Source organism: Corallococcus exercitus (genome assembly GCF_003611585.1).
Classification (GTDB): Bacteria; Myxococcota; Myxococcia; order Myxococcales; family Myxococcaceae; genus Corallococcus; species Corallococcus exercitus.
Map to the genome: position 1 here is coordinate 1 of NZ_RAVW01000175.1, position 18,729 is coordinate 18,729.

An 18,729-nucleotide genomic window follows, 5' to 3' on the forward strand; every position below is an offset into this window, starting at 1 on the left:
GGGCGCGGCGGGCGCTTCGGATTCGGCGGAGCCATGCGGCGATTCTCCCTATCCGACGCTTCCAACGCCAAGTGCTGGCCTGTGTGGGACCCGGGATCCTAGAGTGTGTATCGCGTTGCGCAAGTGCCGCGCCCGCCCTGTTCCCAAAGGAGGACCCTCCACCGTGGCCCCCTCATCCATCCGGCTCTTCAACACGATGTCCATGCAGAAGGAGCCGCTGGAGCCGCTCGTGCCCGGCGAAGTGAAGGTCTACGTCTGTGGGCCTACGGTCTACAGCTACATCCATATCGGGAACGCACGCACCTTCACGTCGTTCGACGTGGTGGTCCGCTACCTGCGCTACCGGGGCTTCAAGGTGACGTACGTGCGCAACTTCACGGACGTCGACGACAAGATCATCAAGGCCGCGCACGAGACGGGCGAAGAGCCCGTGGCGCTGGCCTCGCGCTTCGTGGAGGCCTTCCGCGAGGACGTCCACGCGCTGCACCTGCGCGAGCCGGACGTGTCCCCGCGCGTGAGCGAGACCATCCCGGAGATCGTCGCCATCATCCAGACGCTCGTGGACAAGGGCTACGCCTACGAGGCGAAGGGCGACGTGTACTTCGAGGTCGACAAGGACGAGGACTACGCGAAGCTGTCCAAGCGCAACCTGGACGACCTGTGCCAGGGCGAGCGCGTGCAACCCGGCGAGCTCAAGCGCCAGCCCCTGGACTTCGCGCTGTGGAAGGCGGCGAAGCCCGGTGAGCCGTCGTGGGACAGCCCCTGGGGCAAGGGCCGGCCGGGCTGGCACATCGAGTGCTCCGCGATGAGCGAGAAGTTCCTGGGCCGCACGTTCGACATCCACGGCGGGGCGTTGGATCTCATCTTCCCCCACCACGAGAACGAGATCGCCCAGAGCGAGTCCGCCACCGGCCAGACGATGGCGAAGTACTGGATGCACTGCGGCTTCCTGGACCTGGAAGGCGCGAAGATGTCCAAGTCACTGGGCAACGTGGTGCGCCTGCGCGACGCGCTCGCCAAGGTGGACGCGGAGGCCCTGCGCTTCTTCTTCCTCTCCACGCACTACCGCCACCCGCTCACCTTCGCTGAGAAGTCGCTCCAGGACGCCGAAGGGCGCATGGAGTACTTCTACGAAACGCTGCGCAAGGTGGACGAGCGCGTGGCGGGCAAGGACTTCGGCAAGGGCCCCCTGCACGGCGACCCCGCGCGCTTCCTCACGGAGTTCGAGTCCGCCATGGACGACGACTTCAACACCGCGGGCGCGCTGGGCGCGCTGTCAGGCCAGTTCGGCCTGATGAACGAGCTCACCGACAAGCCGCCCGTGAAGGACAAGCCGCTGGTGGGCCGCACGCTCCAGGCCCTGCGCGAGCAGGTGCGGGAGATGTCCCGCGTCCTGGGCGTCTTCGAGGACGACCCGGGCGCATGGCTCCTGCGCCGCCGGGACCGGGCGGTGCGCGAGCGCGGCATCGACGTGGCGGAGGTGGAGCGGCTGCTCGCCGAGCGGACCGCCGCGCGCGCCGCGAAGGACTTCGCGAAGGCGGACGAGGTGCGCGGGGCCCTCAAGGCCCTGGGCGTGGACATCATGGACACGCCTGCTGGCACCTCCTGGAAGGTGGCGGCGCCCACCGCCTGAAAACCCGCTGGGGGGCCCCCGTGCGGCCATGCTACGCACGGGGGCCATGAGGCTCCTCCCCGCGCTGTTCGTTTCGCTGTGCTCGGCGTCCGTCCTCGCGGCGGGCGCGCCCACCGTCACGCCGCAGGAGAAGACGGCCGAACAGGCCATCACCGCGGACCTCCTGCGCGCGCACGTGCGCTTCCTGGCGAGCGACCTTCTGGAGGGCCGCGGCCCCGGCACGCGCGGTGACGCGCTGGCGCAGGAGTACATCGCCACGCAGTTCGAGGGCCTGGGCCTCAAGCCCGGCGCGGAGGGCGGGAGTTATCTCCAGCGCTTCGACCTCATGGGCATCAACAGCCACCCCGGCACCATGACCTTCCAGGCGAAGGCGGGCCGCGTGGAGCTCCAGCCGCGCGAGGACTTCATCGCCGTGTCCGGCGTGCAGGCCCCGGAGGCGAAGCTGGACGCGTCCGAGCTGGTGTTCGTGGGCTACGGCATCGTCGCGCCGGAGTACCAGTGGGACGACTTCAAGGGCGCGGACTTGAAGGGCAAGACGCTGGTCATCCTCAACAATGATCCGGAGGACGACCCGCGCCTCTTCGCCGGCAAGGCCCGCCTCTGGTACGGCCGCTGGGATTACAAATACGAGCAGGCGGCGAAGACGGGCGCGGCGGGCGCCATCATCATCCACACCACGCCCAGCGCGGGCTACCCGTGGCAGGTGGTGCGCACGTCGTGGACCGGCGAGCAGTTCGAGCTGCCCGCGGGCGACGCGCCCCGCCTCCAGGTGAAGGCGTGGACCACCGAGGACGCCACGAAGCAGGTGATGAAGCTGGCGGGCCAGGACCTGGAAGCGCTGCGCGCCGCCGCGCAGAAGCGCGACTTCCGCCCGGTGCCGCTGGGCGTGACGCTCTCCCTGAGCCTCACCAACGAGGTGCGCCGCCGGCCCACCGCGAACGTGCTGGGCCTCCTGCCCGGCAGCGACCCCACGCTGGCGAAGGAAGTGGTGCTCTACAGCGCGCACCATGATCACCTGGGCAAGAAGGACGACGGCAAGCCGGGCGAGGACGTCATCTACAACGGCGCGCTGGACAACGCGGCCGGCGTGGCCGCGATGCTGTCCGTGGCCCGGGCCTTCACCGCGCTGCCCACGGCCCCGCGCCGCTCCATCCTCTTCGCCGCGGTGGCCGCGGAGGAGTACGGCCTGCTGGGCTCCGCGTACCTCGCGGCGCATCCTCCGGTGCCCCCGGGCCGCATCGCCGCGAACATCAACGTGGACGGCGGCAACGTGCTGGGGCGCACCCGCGACATCACCGTCATCGGCCTGGGCAAGTCCTCGCTGGACGGCTTTGTCACGGCGATGGCGAAGACGCAGGGGCGCACGGTGAAGGCGGATCAGCTCTCCGATCGCGGCTTCTTCTACCGGTCGGATCAATTCAACTTCGCGCGGCAGGGCATCCCGGCCGCCTATTTCGGCAGCGGCATGGACTTCATCGGCCGGCCGGAGGGGTGGGGCAAGGCGCAGCGCGGCCAGTGGGAGGCGAAGCACTACCACCAGCCCTCCGACGAGGTCCGCCCGGAGTGGGATTTGTCCGGCGCCGTGGAGGACACCCGGCTGTTCTTCCTGGTGGGCGCCCAGGTGGCGAAGGCCCCGGAGATGCCGGCGTGGAACAAGGGGGACGAGTTCGAGGCCGCCCGCCTGAAGTCCCTGGAGGCACTGAAGGCCCCGCCCGCGAAGTAGGGGAGCGCCCCGTCCTTTGCCGGACGGACGTGCACGAAGGTTCAGTACACAGGCAGCGGGGATGTTAGATCTGTCCTCTATGCCGGAGTTCGAACTCGTCAGTGAGCACAAGCCGCAGGGTGACCAGCCAAGGGCCATCGGGGAGTTGACCGAGGGCCTGCTTCGCGGCGACCGCTACCAGACCCTCCTGGGCGTCACCGGCTCAGGCAAGACGTTCACCATGGCGAACCTCATCGCCAACGTGAAACGGCCCGCGCTGGTCATCGCGCACAACAAGACGCTGGCGGCGCAGCTGTACGGCGAGTTCAAGGCGCTCTTCCCGAACAACGCCGTCGAGTACTTCGTCTCGTACTACGACTACTACCAGCCCGAGGCCTACGTCCCGTCGACGGACACCTTCATCGAGAAGGACTCGTCCATCAACGACAACATCGAACGGATGCGCCACTCGGCGACGCACAGCCTGCGCACCCGCAACGACGTCATCATCGTGGCCAGCGTGTCCTGCATCTACGGCCTGGGCGCGGCGCGCAGCTACGTGGACCTGGCCATCCGCGCCACCGTGGGCGAGGACATGGGCCGCGACGGCTTCATGCGCAAGCTGGTGGAGGCCCAGTACGAGCGCAACGACCTGGACTTCCACCGCGGCACCTTCCGCGCTCGCGGCGACACCGTGGAGGTGTTCCCCGCGTACGAAGAGGAGCGCGCCGTGCGCGTCAGCTTCTTCGGCGACGAGGTGGAGCGCATCACCGAGTTCGATCCGCTGCGCGGCCAGACGCTGGGCCAGCTGGAGAAGATCGTCATCTTCCCCGCCAGCCACTACGTCGCCGGCGCGGACGCGCGCCAGAACGCCATGCGCACCATCCGCGAGGAGCTGGCCGAACAGCTCCAGAAGTTCAAGGCGGAGGGCAAGCTGCTGGAGGCGCAGCGGCTGGAGCAGCGCACCATGTTCGACCTGGAGATGATTGAACAGGTCGGCTACTGCAACGGCATCGAGAACTACTCGCGCCACTTCACCGGGCGCGCGCCGGGTGAGGCGGCCCCGTGCCTCATCGACTACTTCCCGCGCGACCTGCTGGTGCTCATCGACGAGAGCCACCAGACGGTGTCCCAGATTGGCGCCATGTATCGCGGCGACCGCGCCCGCAAGGAGACGCTGGTCAACTTCGGCTTCCGCATGCCCAGCGCGCTGGACAACCGGCCGCTGAAGTTCGGCGAGTTCGAGGAGATGGTCCCCCAGGTCGTCTTCGTCTCCGCGACCCCCGCCGAGTACGAGCTCCAGAAGTCCAAGGGCGTGGTGGTGGAGCAGATCATCCGCCCCACCGGCCTCACCGACCCGGAGGTGGAGACGCGCCCCGCGGGCAACCAGGTGGACGACCTCTTGGAAGAGGTCCGCGTGCGCGTGTCGCGCAACGAGCGCGTGCTGGTGACGACGCTCACCAAGCGCATGGCGGAGGACCTCACCGAGTACTACAGCGACGTGGGCGTGAAGGTCCGCTACCTGCACTCGGACATCGACGCCATCCAGCGCATGGCCATCATCCGCGACCTGCGCCGGGGCGAGTTCGACGTGCTCGTGGGCATCAACCTCCTGCGCGAGGGCCTGGACATCCCGGAGGTGTCGCTCGTGGCCATCCTGGACGCGGACAAGGAAGGCTTCCTGCGCAGCCACGTGTCGCTCATCCAGACCATTGGCCGCGCGGCGCGCAACGTGAATGGCCGCGTCATCATGTATTCGGATCAGATGACCGACTCCATGAAGCGCGCCATGGAGGAGACCACCCGCCGCCGCGACATCCAGCGTGCGTACAACCTGGCGCACGGCATCACGCCGCGGTCCGTGAAGAGCAACATCACCGACTTCACGGAGAACATCCCGGACTACGACGCGGGCGCGGGCGCGCTGCCCATGGCGGCGGAAGGGGAGAACGACCTCCTGGAGCCCAAGGAGATCAAACGCCTCATCACGGAGTTCAGCGCCGACATGCTCAAGGCCGCGGACGAGATGCAGTTCGAGAAGGCCGCCGAGTTCCGTGACCGCGTCCAGCTGCTCAAGGACATGGACCTGGGGCTCAAGCCCGCCTCGCGCTCGCTGCTGCGCGCGCCGCCCAAGCCGGCGGATCAGCCCGGCACCACGCCCAAGAAGGGCAGGGGACGCGGGCGTCCGTCGGCGTCGTCGGGTAGCGGTTCCTCGGGGGCGCCCGGCCGTTCGCGGTCGCGCAAGAACTAGGACCCGCCATGGACATCCGGCTGCAGGAGAAGCTGGACGCGCTGCCCACCGAGCCCGGCGTGTACCTGATGAAGGACAAGCGCGGGACCATCATCTACGTGGGCAAGGCCGTGAACCTGCGCAGCCGCGTGCGCAGCTACTTCAACCGCTCCGGCGACACCCGCGTCTTCGTGTCCCTGCTGGACACGATGCTGGGCGACCTGGAGACGGTGCTCGTCCACAACGAGAAGGAGGCCCTCCTTCTTGAGAACGAGCTGATCAAGAAGCACAAGCCGCGCTTCAACGTCCTGCTCAAGGACGACAAGCAGTTCATCTCCCTGCGCCTGGACCGCACCCAGCCGTTCCCCCGGCTGGAGGTGGTGCGCAAGTACGAGAAGGACGGCGCGCGCTACTTCGGCCCGTACTCCAGCGCGGGCGCCATCCGCGAAACGCTGCGCCTCATCAACCGCTTCTTCCGCCTGCGCACCTGCACGGACCACGTCCTGGCCAACCGCAAGCGGCCGTGCCTGCTGTATCAAATCGGACGGTGCCCGGCGCCGTGCGTCCATCCGGTGTCCCCGGAGGACTACCGCAAGAGCGTGGACGAAGTGGCCATGTTCCTGGAGGGCAAGGCGGGGCAGCTCATCGAAGGGCTGCGCCTGCGCATGAAGCGCGCGGCGGTGGAGCTGAAGTTCGAGGAGGCCGCGCGCGTTCGCGACCAGCTGCTCGCCATCGAGCGCAGCCTGGAGCGCCAGAAGGTGGCCACCACCGACTTCAAGGACCAGGACGTCTTCGCCCTGTATCGCGAGGGCGACCGCATCCTGTTCTACGTGCTGCACGTGCGGCAGGGCCGGCTCAACGGCGGCCAGGCCTTCCCCTTCGGCAGCCAGGAGTTCCCGGACGACGAGCTGCTCGCCTCGTTCGTGAACCTCTACTACGACCAGGGCGGCTTCGTGCCGGAGGAGGTGCTCCTGCCACTGGAGCCCGGCGACGGCACCGACGGCCTGGAGGCGCTGCTCACGGAGCGCAAGGGCGAGCGCGTGCGCGTCTTCGTCCCCAAGCGCGGGGAGAAGCATGAGCTGGTGAACATGGCGGTGAAGAACGCGGAGCAGGCGTTCATCGAGCGCAAGCGCACCAAGGACGAGACGGACACGGTGCTGTCACGGCTCCAGTCCAAGCTGGGCCTGCGCAACTTCCCGCGCCGCATGGAGTGCTACGACATCTCCCACTTCCAGAGCTCCTCCATCGTCGCGTCGCAGGTGGCCGTGACGGACGGGGAGACGGACAAGTCGCGCTACCGCAAATACAAGATCAAGACGGTGGACAAGCAGGACGACTTCGCCAGCATGTACGAGGTCATCACCCGCCGGCTCAAGCGCGGGCTGGAGGACAACGACCTGCCGGACCTGCTCGTCATCGACGGCGGCAAGGGCCAGCTCGCCAGCGCCCACGCGGCCATGAAGGACCTGGGCGTGGAGGGCGTGGACGTGGTGGGCCTGGCCAAGAGCCGCGATCAGGAGGTCTTCGACCGCGACGCGGAGAGCGCGAAGAGCCCCGAGCGCATCTTCGTCCTGGGCCGGAAGGACCCCATCGTCCTGCCCCAGAACTCGGCGGAAATGTTCATGCTCACGCGCATGCGGGATGAAGCCCACCGCTTCGCCATCACCTTCCAGGGCAAGTCCATGCGCAAGAGCGCCATGCGCTCCGCGCTGGAGGACATTCCCGGCGTGGGCGAAGGCCGGCGGAAGATGTTGCTGCGCCACTTCGGTTCTCTCAAGCGGGTGGGTGACGCCAGCATCGAGGAGCTGGCCGAGGTCGTGGGCCCGGCGATGGCCGAGCGCGTCCACGCGGGCCTGCACGGCGACGCCGAGGACGACACCGAGGACCCCGTGCGCGAGGCGTCCCTGGATGATGCTTCCGAACCTGTGCACGAAAAAGCGGATGGAGGGTCGCCACCCGGTGCGGCATGATTAAGTTCCGCTTCGGACGCCGGGGGGACTGGCCGCTGGAACCCGCGACGTTCCTAGGGTTTTTCATTGCGACCATGCTCGGCGCTGATTTATAGCGGTTGAAGATCCGAGCACGTTTGAAGAGGACGAGGGACCGACATGAGGCTGTATCCGAAGGTGATCCCGATCATCTCGCGCGAGGCCATTCAGCAGCTCATGCAGGACGGGGACATCGAGGTGGAGCCGATGCGCGTGGCCGACGCCGAGATGGATCTCTCCGCCATCATGCGCGAGTACCTCGCCAACGAAGAGCGTGTGAACCAGGCGACGCGCGAGGCCCTGGAGCGTCGGGGATATGACTACTCCAAGTTCAACCAGGTGAAGCGCGAGATGGCGGACGTGCGCGGCTTCAAGATGGGGGACGAGGGCATCGAGTACGTCATCAACCAGATGATTGAGTTCCTCCTCATCAGCCGGAACGTCGAGGAGGTCTACTCCCCCGACAACGTGCTGCGTCAGAAGATGTTCCAGGGGATGAAGAAGCACCTGGACGTCGACGACGAGATCGACAAGGAGGCCCGCTCGCGGCTGAAGCACCTGCAGGAGGGCACGAGCGCCTTCGACATCGAGTACAACAAGACGGTCGAGCAGATCCGCCGCGCCCGCGGTCTGATTTAGTCCCGGGGCGTGCCACGGCCCGCTCCGCTGCCTACCTTCAACTTCAAGGGAGGCAGCGTCGATGGCGGGTCCAATCACGAGCATCTTGCTGTCCGGGTTCCTGGCGGCGGCGCCAGGGGGCGACGGGTTCACGTTCGAGGGCCGGGAGGCCAGCGCGAGGACCGAGCAGCCGGACGGATACTACTTCCAGGGTTCCTTGCCGTTTGGTGACCTGACCGAGCGGGGCACGGGGCAGGCGTCGTTCTCCGTGCAGGACCGGGTCGGCCTGACGAACGCGACCTTCGGCGACAAGGCGCGGCTCTCCGCGAGCCTGCGCATTGGCGGCTCGGAGTACCGCGTGGAGCTGACCCAGACGGGCTTCCCGCCCAGGCAGGCCATGTCGCGGGCGCCCGCCGGGCCGCTCCCTCCACCGCCGCCGCACCTGATTGAAGGCGGCGTGCTGATGGGCACGCCCCTCTACGGTGAAACAGGCATTGGTTGGCGCGCCACGACGCGCGCCCACGCGGCGATGGCCGTGTGGGGCATTGGCAGCGTGTGGCGCAACGGGACGCTGGTGACGGACTCGGCGTTCATTCACGCGGCGGCGCTGGACGCGGGCACGTACTCGGATGACGACACGAAGCGGCTCTTGCGTGAAGCGCGGCCGGGGGACGCGGAGCTGCTGGTCGTGGCGTGGAACCTGCCGACGCAGATGGAGCCTCGCGGGTTCATCCAGTTCCTCTTCGACAACGTCGCCATCGACGTGGACGGGACGCGCGTTCCGTCCGTGGCGGTGGTGCCCACGACGGGGGACCTGCCCGCGTCGCTCGCGTCGCTGACGCCCGTGGCGCCCACGGCGTTCCCCGGGGCGGTGGAGCCCATGTCCGCGCCGCGCTTCGGCCAGGGGACGCAGCAGGGCACGGGCGGCAGCGGGACGGTGGGAACGACGGGCAGCGGCGGTGTGGCGGGAACGACGGGCATCGCGAGTGGCGCCTCCACGACCGGTATCGCGGGGGCGGCGACGACGACGGGCGAGACAGGACCGGCGACCACGACCGGGGCCACGGGGCCGGCGACGACGACGGGGGCGACGGGACCGGCGACCACTGCGGGGGCGACAGGGCCGGCGACGACGACGGGTACGACGACGGGCGCGACGGCCGGGGCCACCGGCACGGGCGTGGGCGCGGCGGGGACGACGACCATCACCACGCCCACGGCGCGTGCGTTGCCGTCCGACGCGCCGCCGACGTTCAGCGGCGCGTTCGCTCCGGCGGGGCCCACCAATCCGCCGGCGGTCGTGTCGGGCGTGCAGCCGGGCGCCACCGGCACGGTGGGACAGGGGACCTTCGCCACGCCGCCAACGGTGGGCGGTGTGTCCGTGGGCGGCTTCACCACGCCGCAGGTGTCCGCGCCGGACTTCAACACCTTCGTGGGCACCAGCCAGGTGAGCCCGGGCATCCTCGCCACGGTGCCGCCGCTGACGCAGTCCTCCGGCACGCCGTCCTCGCCCATCCTGGGAACGCCCGCGCCGCTGAACACGGGAACGCCCCCGCCGCTCCTGGGGACGCCCGCGCCGCTCAACGCGTCTCCCAGCACCGCGCTGCCCGCCACGCCGGCACCGGCCAACGCCGCGCCCGCCACGGGGGCTGCCGCGGTCCCGTCCGCAACGGGTGGGGGCGCCGCGGCGCCCGCGCGCTGACGGCGGGCTTCGCACTGGTGGACAGGGGGCTGGAAAATTGACCGGACGCTACGGGCCTGTAGCGTCCGGGGCATGTCCTCTCCCGTCGCAGCCCTCGCCCCCTCCGCGATGTTGCGCCGTACCGACCCCGTTCGCGGGGCGGTGGAGCGCCTGGCCCGGACGCTGCCCGCTCGCGCGGACGCCAGCGTCCTGCTGGACTTCGTGGAGGACGACCTCCGCGAGGGCCTGGATGCCCTGGGCGACGTGCAGGCCCACTTCCACGACCTGCTCCTGACCCTCCACCGCGAGACGCTGACGCCGGTCGCCCTGCTGAACGCGGGCGAGGATCTGCACGTGCTCCAGCGCCTGGAGGACCTGCACGAGGTGGTGACGCACCTGCGCCGCCGCCTGTCGCAGGCCGCCGGGATGATCCGCAACGGCTGAGGGCCGTCCCGCTACCGCGACTGGAGGAAGCGCCCCCGCGCGGCCCGGTCGCCTTGACTCCGCAAATCAATCTCAACCGAGCGGCAACGAAAAGCCCGCGCTCCCGTGGGAGGCGGGCCCGGGGCGGGGACTCACCCCCGCGTCACCACTTGAGGTCTTCCTTGCCCTGGGCCTCCATGGGCTTTTCACCGGGACGCTTCACGCCGGACAGGGTGAGGCGCACGGCGCCCAGGTCGATGGCGCCCACTGCGGCCAGCGGGAGGCGGCGCTCGTCGTCGGTAATCCAGACGTGCACGTCGCGCGTCTGCGACGGCCGGTCCAGGCGCACGGCGGTGCCGGCCAGGTGCCAGGCGTCGAACTCGCCCAGGGGCAGCGACACGTGCTCGCGCTCCACCACGGTGGCCGTCATGCGCCACATGCGGCGGATGCCGTACACGTCGAAGCAGACCGGCAGGTCCTTCTTCAGCGGCAGCTGGCGGATGAGGTAGATGGCGCCCGCGACGTCCAGGCCGTCCTTGTCGAACGCGTAGTCGAAGTGGCCCTTGGGGCGGTCCCCGATCTGGTAGTCCACCTTGACGCTCTTGTCCTGCGCGCCGAAGTCCACGTTCACCTTGCGGCGCTGCTCGTTCTCCACGGCCTCCTCGGTGTAGCGCGAGGGGCGCAGCGTCTTCGGGTGCAGGTAGCTGGTCGCGCTGCCGCGCACCCGGCGCACCTTGGAGAACAGCGTGTTCGTCTGCGCCTCCACCAGCACCGGCAGCGCGCCGTTGGCCGGGCGCTGCACGCGCATGGTGAGCTTTCCCGCCTTGGCGCCCATGGCGTCCATGTCGAACTCGAGGAGCTCCCCCGGCTTGAACGCCAGCTGCGAGCGCAGCGCGGGCAGGCCCTGTTCACACGGCTTCACCGCGACGACGGGCTCGTCGGGCGTGGCGGCGGAGGCCGCGTCGCCGGTGTTCTCCGCTGAGTCCGCGGGCTTCGCGGCGTCAGCGGGAGCGTCCGCCGCGGGCGCCTTCGTGGAAGGGCTCAGGACGGACTTGAGCGGGAGAGGCCGGGCCTCCTGGGCCTGACCCGGGATGGCGCTGAAGGCGCTGAAGGCGAGGCAGGCCGCGACGAGGTTGCGCATGGCGTTCATTCTGCTTCCTCCCAGGGGGGAGTGACTACGGGGTACCCCCGGAAGTCCGACGTCCGGAGCGCTTCGCTTCTTCAGCCGCCTGCCGCTTCACGATGCGCTCGGTCACTTCCTTGCGCACCGCTTCCCACTCCGCCGGGTCCCGGGAGATTTCGTACCCGGACTTCGCCAGCCGCTTCGCCGCCGTCCGGGCGAAGGCGCCGTCACCCAGCGACGTGAGCAGGCGCAGGTATTCGTAGTCCTCCAGGCCGTCGCGGATGTGTTTCAACCGCAGGGACACCACGGGCTGGTGCTCCGTGCCGCCCAGCTTCGCGGGCGTGCCCGGGTAGAAGAGGGTGCCGTCTCCGTTGCCGCCGAACTCGAAGAGGTCCGTCCAGACATCCTTCTTCGTGTTGTAGGCGAAGACGGTGTCGAAATAGAGCTCGCCGTCCACGCCGCTCTCGAAGGCCAGCGGGCCCATGGCGCGGTTGAGCGGGGCGGGGTGGTCCACCATGTACGAGGCCCAGTCGCTGAAGGCCTTGTCCAGCGCCTTGTCTGGCGGCGGCCCGCCCGTGCAGCCGTGGGCCATACAGCTCTGGTACCACCACACCTTCGCGCGCGGTGGCAGCCGGGTGCGCGCGGTCGCGGCGTTCGCCACGTTGCGGCACGTCTGCGGCCCCTCGCGCGGATAGAAGCAGTTGATGATGGGCGTGAGGATGTCCACCGACCCGTTGAACGCCGGATCCAACGCCGTGGTGACGAGCACGGGGATGGTGCCGCCCGCGTCGCGCACGCGCTTCGCCTGCGCCTTCACCAGCGGCACGTCCTCCGCCTTGGGTTCGTCCTTGGCGTAGAAGAAGAGCTGCGCCTTCCAGCCCTTGTCCTCGAAGTGCTTCTGGAAGGCGCGGTAGTACGCCGTCTTCTCCGCGTCCGTGGAGGCCTTGCGGTTGTCGCGCACGTCGGCCGTCGTGAAGCGCGCGCCGGAGGGCAGCACGGTTCCGTCCAGGAAGGGGCCCATCTCCGCGTCGTACGCGGTCCAGTCCAGCACCGCGCGGCCGTCCTGGAACTTCACCGGCGGCGGGTCCATGCCCATGCCGTGCGCGCTCACGCGGTGCTCCAGGAGCGCCTTGCCGTACTCGCGCAGGAGCGCCTTCGCCTCCGGCGAGTCCGCCTGGAGGCCGTGCGCCTTCGCGATGCTGTACAGCGAGATGCCGAAGCTGTTGGGAAGCGACGACGTCGCGGGCAGGTCGAAGGGCTGCACCTCCACCGTGAAGGGGACGGCCGGCAGGTCCTTGCCATCCACCGCCGCGCTGAGGCTGCCGGTATAGGTGCCGGGGGCCTGCTTCGCGGGAACGCAGACCTCCACGTAGACGACCGTGGGGTGCTTGGGATTGGCGGGGGCCGACAGGGGCACCAGCGCGTCGGGCCACGGCCCTGTCTTGCCCTCGCCGTTGGAGGGCGTCTTCACGTCGAGGTAGGCCTCGCGCCACGCGTCCGTGGTGAGCGGCGCGCCCGGCCCCTTGAGGGCCAGGGGCTGCATCGTCACCCGCGTCACGCCCTGGGGGAGCACCAGCTGCGTGCCCTCGCACTCGCCGCGGGCCGCGCTGAGGTGGGCCTCCTTCGCGCCCTTCGGCGTCGCGTCCGGCCGCACCTTCACCAGCGGCGACACCACCTGCACGCCGCCCGGCGCGGCGGAAAGCACCGCCGCCACTGCCCATGCCCAACCCACGCCCATGCCCCCTGCCTTCCCCTGGTTGGAGGACGACGCCTCAGTCGTCCGAATTGTCCGCCCGGGCCACCGCCACCACGCGGCCCGGCTTGTAGTCGGTGAGCTCCGCCACGATGGTGCCCAGCGCGAAGTCCGCCTCGATGCGCACCGGCACGTGGTGGGCGTCCGCGCTGAGGTACGCGAGCATGTCGCGCTTGGACTCCAGCTTGCCGCCGAACTCGGTGTGCACGCGCACGCGGAAGGTGTCGCGCGCGCCCGCTGGGGTGGTGACCGTCTCGCGGCCCTCCACCGTGGCGCGCATGGTGAACTGCTTGCTGCCGGTGAACACCGGGTACTCGTAGGAGCGGCCCACCGTCAGCTCCTGGCCGCGCAGCGCGAACGTCGCGCCCGTCACGTCCAGCGTGCCCTGGGTCAGCACGTGGTCGGACTCGCGCGGCGGGTCGCTCTCCTTCTGCTTGATGACCTTCGCGCCGGTGCCGTCCGCCGTGAGCTGGATGCGCTGGCGGCGGCGCTTGCGGTTCTCCTCGGAGTGCAGGTCGCTGCCCGTCACCCGCTGGGTGCCCGCGTCCCAGTACGACACGAAGCGGCTCTTGATGGGGTAGACGCCCACCAGGTCGTCGGACTTCGCCGTGGACACGATGGGCCACACGCTCTGGCCCCACTGCGTCATGGGCGCGCCCACCGTCACCGTCGCCGTGCCGGCCGTCAGCCCCAGGTAGCGCACCCGGTACTGGGCCTGCTCACCCGGGCCGAACGCCGTCCCGGTGGGCTCCTGGGCATGCGCCAGCGCGGACCCCATGAGTCCCACCACCGCGGCCGTGAACCCCCAGCTGGACAGACTGCGCATCGGGTGTGCTCCCTTGCTTGCAAGTTAGGTGGCCGGCCCGCCCAAGCCAACCGTGCTCCGCAACCGCCCCCACCACCGGACATTTCCAGGACGGACGGCCGTGGAACAGCATTCAAAGCCGTCCGGCCGCCCTCCAGGCACGCCGGGAAAAGACAGGCGGGGGACGGAAAGGCGGCCCGCAGGGGTACACGCCTGCACGGGGCGCTGACAAATGGCGGACAGTCCTCCGCGCCCGCCTGGATGCCCAGCAGGGCACCCCCGGACGAGGGGCCCGGTGCTAGCGTCCGGGCCCATGTCCAACGACTTCCAGTTCGACGACGACGACTTCGCGAAGGACGCGGGCGCGGGGACCGGCAGCCGCGTCTTCGACGAGTTCGACTGCCCCGGCTGCAACGCCAACAACCCCGTGGACGACACGTTCACCGACGGGGACGAGGTGCGCTGCAACTACTGTGGCTGCGAGTTCAAGGCCCTGGTCAACCAGGAGGGACGGCTGCGCTTCCGGGAGCTGTGAGCACGCCCGGACGCGCCGGCCCCCCAAGCTCTAGGAACGCTCGCCGAAGATGGCGGTGCCCACGCGCACGGCGGTGGCGCCCTCCAGGATGGCCTGCTCGAAGTCGTGCGTGGTGCCCATGGACAGGGCCGTCAGCGCATGGGACTGCGCCAGCTCGCGCAGCCTCGCGAAGCCCTCGCGCATCCGCGCCACGTCATCCGTGGGCGGCGGCAGCGCCATCAGCCCCACCACCTGGAGGTTGGGCAGCTCGCGCACCTGCGCGAGGAAGCCGCCCAGCGCGTCCGGCGTGAGCCCGTGCTTGGTGTCCTCGCCGCCCAGGTTGAGCTCCACGTAGCAGGGCAGGGGAGAGGAACCCGCGCGCCGCTTGGACAGCTCCGCCGCGACGTCCAGCCGCTCCAGCGCGTGGAAGGCGTGCGCGACGCGGGCCACGTACTTCACCTTGTTCGTCTGCAGCGACCCGATGGCGTGCCAGCGCAGGCCGTCCAGGTCCTTGAGCTCCTCGGCCTTGTCGCGCAGCTCCTGGGCGTAGTTCTCCCCGAAGTCGCGCTGCCCCGCGGAGTACGCCTCGCGGATGAGCGCCGCGGGCTTGAGCTTGGACACCGCCACCAGCGTCACCGACGACTCCGGCCGCCCCGCGCTCGCGCAGGCCTTCGCCACGCGCTCGCGCACCCGCGCCAGGTTGTCCGCCACGCCGCTGCTCATCGCTGGCCTCCGGTCCAGGGCAGGGGGACGCCCGCTCGGGAGAGCAGCGCCAGCGTCTCACCCAGCGGCAGGCCGACGACGTTCGAGGGACTCCCGTCGATGCCCTGCACCAGGAAGCCGCCCTTGCCCTGGATGGCGTAGGCGCCCGCCTTGTCCAGCGGCTCGCCGGTTTCCGCGTACCAGGCAATCTCCTCCGTTGAGAGCGTGCGAAAGGTCACCTGCGTGCGCACGACCTCGGAGGCCTGCGCGCGGCCGGCGACCGCGATGCCGGTGAAGACCTCATGGACCCGGCCGGACAACCGGGTGAGCATCTCCCGAGCCTCCGCCGCGTCCCGGGGCTTGCCCAGCAGCTCGGCCCCCAGGGCCACGGTGGTGTCCGCGGCCAGCACCCATGCGTCCGGGTGTCGGGTGGCGACCGTGCGGGCCTTCTCCACGGCCAGCCGGTGCACGTAGTTCCGCGCAATTTCTCCGGCCATCGGCGTTTCATCGATATCCGCCGCCGCCACGGTGAAGCGAAGGCCCAGCTGGGCCAATAAATCCTTGCGCCGGGGCGATGCGGAGGCGAGAACGAAGAGAGCGGTTGGATCCATGGGCGGGTGCGGGATGTTTCGCGCTCGCGGGCCTTAGCAGACTTGCGCTCCAGAGGGCACCACGATGAACCCCGCGGACCTCCTGTCGGCCATGAAGCGGACAGTGGAGCAGCTGGCCGCCTACAACGAGATGGCCAAGGCGCTGACCTCCACGCTGGAGCTGCGCGAAGTGCTCGCGCTGGTGATGCAGAAGGTCAGTGCGCTGCTCAGGCCGCGCAACTGGTCCCTCATCCTCCAGGACGAGCGCACCGGAAAGCTCTACTTCGAGATCGCCGTGGGGGAGGGCGCCGAAGCGCTCAAGGGCCTCCAGCTCAACCCGGGCGAGGGCATCGCCGGGGCCGTGTTCGCGTCCGGCGTCGCGCGGCTCGTCCACGACGTGGCCGGCGACTCCAGCTTCGCGCCCCGCTTCGATGAGGCCTCCGCCTTCCACACCCGCTCGCTGCTCGCCGTGCCGCTGGTGGCGCGCGAACGGGTGCTGGGCGTGATTGAGCTGGTCAACGGCCCCACGGAGCCCGGCTTCACGCATGACGACCTCACCGCGCTGTCCGCCATCGCGGACTACGCGGCCATCGCCATCGAGAACGCGCGCAACTTCCGCCGCGTGCAGGAGCTCACCATCACCGACGAGCACACCGGCTGCTTCAACGCGCGGCACCTGCGCGCGCAATTGGAGCAGGAGGTGAAGCGCTCGGCGCGCTTCCGCCACCCGCTGTCGCTCGTGTTCCTGGACCTGGACCACTTCAAGTCCATCAACGACCGGCACGGGCACCTGGTGGGCAGCGCCACGCTCAAGGAGGTGGGGGACCTGCTCATCAGCCTGGGCCGCCACAACCTGGACGCCGTCTTCCGCTATGGCGGCGACGAGTTCGCGGTGATGTTGATTGAGACGGGCACGGAAGGGGCGCAGGTCATCGCCCAGCGCATCTGCGAGGCGTTCCGCGGCCAGCGCTTCCTGCGCGAGCAGGGGCTGGACGTGGCGCTCACCGCGAGCGTCGGGGTGGCGTCCTTTCCGGACCATGCCACCACCTCCACGGACCTCATCCGCGCGGCGGACTTCGCCATGTACGCGGCCAAGGGGCGGGGCCGGGACGGCATCGCCGTCGCCGAGGCCCCTTCGGCGGAGGGGCCCCCCATGGAGGTCCCCTTCGCCCGCTCCGGCGGGTGACTACCCCGCGGAGCCCAGCACCGAGTCGATGGCCTCGGTGTTGGTGACGACGTTGCCGCTCTTCTTCAGCGACTTGAGGAAGGACTCCGTCAGCTCAATCTGCTTGGCCTGACGGGCCTGGGTGCGCAGCTCCTCCTTGCGCTTGTCGAAGCCCGCGGTGTCCGGCTTCTCGCGCTCCACCACCTGCGCGACGATGTTCGCCTCGCCCACGGTGAAGACCTGGTCCAGCACCACCGGGCCCTTGGCCTCGAAGGTGGCCTTCACCAGCTCCGGCGCCGGACCCAGGTGCGGCACGGAGTCACCCTGCGCGGTGAAGCTGTCCGTCTCCACCGCCTCCGGCTTCGTCTCCGCCTCGAAGCGCAGGAGCGCGGGCTGCTGGCCGGCGGGGACCGGGAACTGCTCCTTCAGGGGCTTGCCGGCCTTCGCCGCGGCCAGCGCCTTCTCTGCCTCCGCCTTGGCCAGGCCCTTCGCCTGCTCCTGCTTGTAGAGGCTGGTGGCGATCTCGCCCTTCACGTCGTCCAGCTTCTTGTTCTGGGCCTCCTTCTTCTCCTCCACCTTCACCAGGTGCACGCCCAGCGCGGACTCCACCGGCTGCGTGACTTCCCCGGCCTTCAGCGCGAACGCCGCGTTGGCCAGCGCCGGATCCCACGTGGTGCGCTCCACCCAGCCCAGGTCGCCGCCCTTCAGCTTGGTGGCGTCGTCGTCGCTGCTCGCCTTGGCCAGGGTGGCGAAGTCCTTGCCGCCCTCCAGCTCCTTGCGCAGGCCCTCCGCCTTCGCCTTCGCCTGGGCCTTCTGCTCGGCCGTCGCGTCCGGGGCCACCTTCACGAGAATCTGGCGGGCGCGGATCCGCTCCGGCACGTTGTAGACGAAGCTGTTCGCCGCGTAATAGTCGGCGATCTCCTTCTCATGCGCCTTCTGGAACGCCGCCAGCTGCGCGGCCGTGGGCGCGGGGACCTTGTCCGCGTACATCGTGGGCAGGAAGCGGGCGAACACCAGCTTCGCCTGGTTGCCTTCCTTCTCGTAGCGGGCGCGGACCTCGTCGTCCGACACCACGGCACCCGTGCGCACCACGTCGATCATCTTCTGCGCGGCCATCTGCCGGCGCAGCTCCTGCTCGTACTCCTGCGGCGTGCGCCGGTAGAAGTCGCGCAGCACCTGCTGGTAGCGGTTGAAGTCGAACACGCCCTCCTTGGAGTGGAAGTCCGTGTTCTCGTGGATGAGCTTGCGCAGCTCCTCGTCCGAGGGGGCGATGCCGTGGCGCTCCGCCGACTGGGCGAGCAGCTCCGCGTTCACCAGCCGGTCGAGCACCTGCTTGTCCAGGCCGAACTGGCGGGCCACCGACTCCGGGATGGGGTTGCCCTGCGAGCGCAGGAAGTTCATCTGCCGCGACCAGGCCATGCTGAAGTCGCGCAGGGGGATCTCCTTGCCGTTCACCGTCGCCACGGCGCTGGCGCCAGGCGCCTGGCCGCCGCCGCTCGAACCGAACCCGTTGCTGCCCGGGCCGAACTGGAGCGTGAACACCACGGCGATGCCGATGATGAACAGGAGGGAGAAGACCTTCCGGGGATTCAAACCGTCCATTGTCGTCACTTCACGGTCGGAAGCGCCCGCGATTCACCTTGCGGAAGGTCTCGCGGCGCCGTGTTGTTGGTAGCCCGGCCGGTGGGGATGCATCTGTGTCAACACCCCCTCATCCGGGCCTTGACTGCCTAGGACAACAGACCGGAAAATGCAAGCGATTCAGCCAGCTTAGCCCGCTCCCATCCCCCTTCCACCACCGC

15 protein-coding genes are annotated in these 18,729 nt (G+C 69.6%); 9 read left to right on the top strand and 6 right to left on the bottom strand.

What is annotated here, in order from left to right:
• Positions 1–163 precede the first annotated feature (163 nt).
• The 7 genes from cysS to D7W79_RS21500 all read left to right on the top strand — a co-directional run bounded on the left by cysS (position 164) and on the right by D7W79_RS21500 (position 10,296).
• Complete coding sequence (cysS, locus tag D7W79_RS21470) at positions 164–1,633, top strand: cysteine--tRNA ligase (protein WP_120527254.1); 1,470 nt, start codon at positions 164–166, stop codon at positions 1,631–1,633.
• Positions 1,634–1,679: 46 nt separating this feature from the next.
• Positions 1,680–3,356 carry a M28 family metallopeptidase gene (locus D7W79_RS21475; RefSeq protein WP_120527255.1) on the top strand — a complete coding sequence of 559 codons (1,677 nt, stop codon included), beginning with the start codon at positions 1,680–1,682 and terminating at the stop codon, positions 3,354–3,356.
• Positions 3,357–3,435: 79 nt separating this feature from the next.
• Positions 3,436–5,586: an excinuclease ABC subunit UvrB gene (uvrB, locus tag D7W79_RS21480; protein WP_167497723.1), complete on the top strand. Its 2,151-nt coding sequence runs from the start codon at positions 3,436–3,438 to the stop codon at positions 5,584–5,586.
• Positions 5,587–5,594: 8 nt separating this feature from the next.
• Positions 5,595–7,535, top strand: coding sequence for an excinuclease ABC subunit UvrC (uvrC, locus tag D7W79_RS21485; RefSeq protein WP_120527257.1), 1,941 nt, complete (start codon positions 5,595–5,597; stop codon positions 7,533–7,535).
• 138 nt (positions 7,536–7,673) lie between these two features.
• Positions 7,674–8,192 carry a DUF507 family protein gene (locus D7W79_RS21490; RefSeq protein ID WP_120527258.1) on the top strand — a complete coding sequence of 173 codons (519 nt, stop codon included), beginning with the start codon at positions 7,674–7,676 and terminating at the stop codon, positions 8,190–8,192.
• 61 nt (positions 8,193–8,253) lie between these two features.
• Positions 8,254–9,873 carry a hypothetical protein gene (locus tag D7W79_RS21495; protein ID WP_120527259.1) on the top strand — a complete coding sequence of 540 codons (1,620 nt, stop codon included), beginning with the start codon at positions 8,254–8,256 and terminating at the stop codon, positions 9,871–9,873.
• A 72-nt stretch (positions 9,874–9,945) separates the two neighbouring features.
• Entirely contained in the window at positions 9,946–10,296 is a 351-nt protein-coding gene (locus D7W79_RS21500; protein WP_120527260.1) for a hypothetical protein, read from the top strand.
• A 142-nt stretch (positions 10,297–10,438) separates the two neighbouring features.
• Here D7W79_RS21500 and D7W79_RS21505 read toward each other — a convergent pair whose 3' ends face one another.
• From D7W79_RS21505 to D7W79_RS21515, 3 genes are read right to left on the bottom strand one after another with little or no spacing between them, the layout of a single operon-like run.
• A complete protein-coding gene (locus tag D7W79_RS21505) occupies positions 10,439–11,425 on the bottom strand; it encodes a DUF3108 domain-containing protein (RefSeq protein WP_120527261.1) in 987 nt (328 codons plus the stop codon).
• A gap of 25 nt (positions 11,426–11,450) precedes the next feature.
• The gene (locus D7W79_RS21510; RefSeq protein WP_120527262.1) at positions 11,451–13,136 is read right to left on the bottom strand and encodes a DUF4091 domain-containing protein; all 1,686 of its coding nucleotides are present in this window, start codon (positions 13,134–13,136) and stop codon (positions 11,451–11,453) included.
• A 34-nt stretch (positions 13,137–13,170) separates the two neighbouring features.
• Positions 13,171–13,977, bottom strand: a complete 807-nt coding sequence (locus tag D7W79_RS21515; protein ID WP_120527263.1) for a DUF3108 domain-containing protein — start codon at positions 13,975–13,977, stop codon at positions 13,171–13,173.
• 292 nt (positions 13,978–14,269) lie between these two features.
• Here D7W79_RS21515 and D7W79_RS21520 point away from each other — a divergent pair, with 292 nt between their 5' ends.
• A complete protein-coding gene (locus D7W79_RS21520; protein WP_120527264.1) occupies positions 14,270–14,491 on the top strand; it encodes a hypothetical protein in 222 nt (73 codons plus the stop codon).
• A gap of 30 nt (positions 14,492–14,521) precedes the next feature.
• On the opposite strand, the gene D7W79_RS21525 is transcribed toward D7W79_RS21520, so the two are convergent.
• Positions 14,522–15,193 carry a YggS family pyridoxal phosphate-dependent enzyme gene (locus tag D7W79_RS21525; RefSeq protein ID WP_120527265.1) on the bottom strand — a complete coding sequence of 224 codons (672 nt, stop codon included), beginning with the start codon at positions 15,191–15,193 and terminating at the stop codon, positions 14,522–14,524.
• The gene (locus D7W79_RS21530; protein ID WP_120527266.1) at positions 15,190–15,783 is read right to left on the bottom strand and encodes a Maf family protein; all 594 of its coding nucleotides are present in this window, start codon (positions 15,781–15,783) and stop codon (positions 15,190–15,192) included. Before D7W79_RS21530 ends, D7W79_RS21525 begins: the two co-directional genes overlap by 4 nt.
• Before the next feature lie 64 nt (positions 15,784–15,847).
• On the opposite strand from D7W79_RS21530, the gene D7W79_RS21535 reads away from it, so the two are divergent.
• On the top strand, positions 15,848–16,948 hold the full coding sequence (locus D7W79_RS21535) for a GGDEF domain-containing protein (RefSeq protein WP_120527267.1): 1,101 nt from the start codon (positions 15,848–15,850) through the stop codon (positions 16,946–16,948).
• Here D7W79_RS21535 and D7W79_RS21540 read toward each other — a convergent pair whose 3' ends face one another.
• Positions 16,949–18,529: a peptidylprolyl isomerase gene (locus D7W79_RS21540; protein ID WP_120527268.1), complete on the bottom strand. Its 1,581-nt coding sequence runs from the start codon at positions 18,527–18,529 to the stop codon at positions 16,949–16,951.
• Positions 18,530–18,729: the final 200 nt, after the last annotated feature.

What these genes read in the sequence shown, in the direction of transcription:
- D7W79_RS21475 (WP_120527255.1), top strand. Translation starts at nt 1,680, where the DNA reads ATGAGGCTCCTCCCCGCGCTGTTCGTTTCGCTGTGCTCGGCGTCCGTC.
- D7W79_RS21525 (WP_120527265.1), bottom strand. Translation starts at nt 15,193, where the DNA reads ATGAGCAGCGGCGTGGCGGACAACCTGGCGCGGGTGCGCGAGCGCGTG.
- D7W79_RS21495 (WP_120527259.1), top strand. Translation starts at nt 8,254, where the DNA reads ATGGCGGGTCCAATCACGAGCATCTTGCTGTCCGGGTTCCTGGCGGCG.
- D7W79_RS21535 (WP_120527267.1), top strand. Translation starts at nt 15,848, where the DNA reads ATGAACCCCGCGGACCTCCTGTCGGCCATGAAGCGGACAGTGGAGCAG.
- uvrC (WP_120527257.1), top strand. Translation starts at nt 5,595, where the DNA reads ATGGACATCCGGCTGCAGGAGAAGCTGGACGCGCTGCCCACCGAGCCC.
- D7W79_RS21505 (WP_120527261.1), bottom strand. Translation starts at nt 11,425, where the DNA reads ATGAACGCCATGCGCAACCTCGTCGCGGCCTGCCTCGCCTTCAGCGCC.
- D7W79_RS21530 (WP_120527266.1), bottom strand. Translation starts at nt 15,783, where the DNA reads ATGGATCCAACCGCTCTCTTCGTTCTCGCCTCCGCATCGCCCCGGCGC.
- D7W79_RS21540 (WP_120527268.1), bottom strand. Translation starts at nt 18,529, where the DNA reads ATGGACGGTTTGAATCCCCGGAAGGTCTTCTCCCTCCTGTTCATCATC.
- D7W79_RS21515 (WP_120527263.1), bottom strand. Translation starts at nt 13,977, where the DNA reads ATGCGCAGTCTGTCCAGCTGGGGGTTCACGGCCGCGGTGGTGGGACTC.
- D7W79_RS21490 (WP_120527258.1), top strand. Translation starts at nt 7,674, where the DNA reads ATGAGGCTGTATCCGAAGGTGATCCCGATCATCTCGCGCGAGGCCATT.
- D7W79_RS21510 (WP_120527262.1), bottom strand. Translation starts at nt 13,136, where the DNA reads ATGGGCGTGGGTTGGGCATGGGCAGTGGCGGCGGTGCTTTCCGCCGCG.
- D7W79_RS21500 (WP_120527260.1), top strand. Translation starts at nt 9,946, where the DNA reads ATGTCCTCTCCCGTCGCAGCCCTCGCCCCCTCCGCGATGTTGCGCCGT.
- uvrB (WP_167497723.1), top strand. Translation starts at nt 3,436, where the DNA reads ATGCCGGAGTTCGAACTCGTCAGTGAGCACAAGCCGCAGGGTGACCAG.
- D7W79_RS21520 (WP_120527264.1), top strand. Translation starts at nt 14,270, where the DNA reads ATGTCCAACGACTTCCAGTTCGACGACGACGACTTCGCGAAGGACGCG.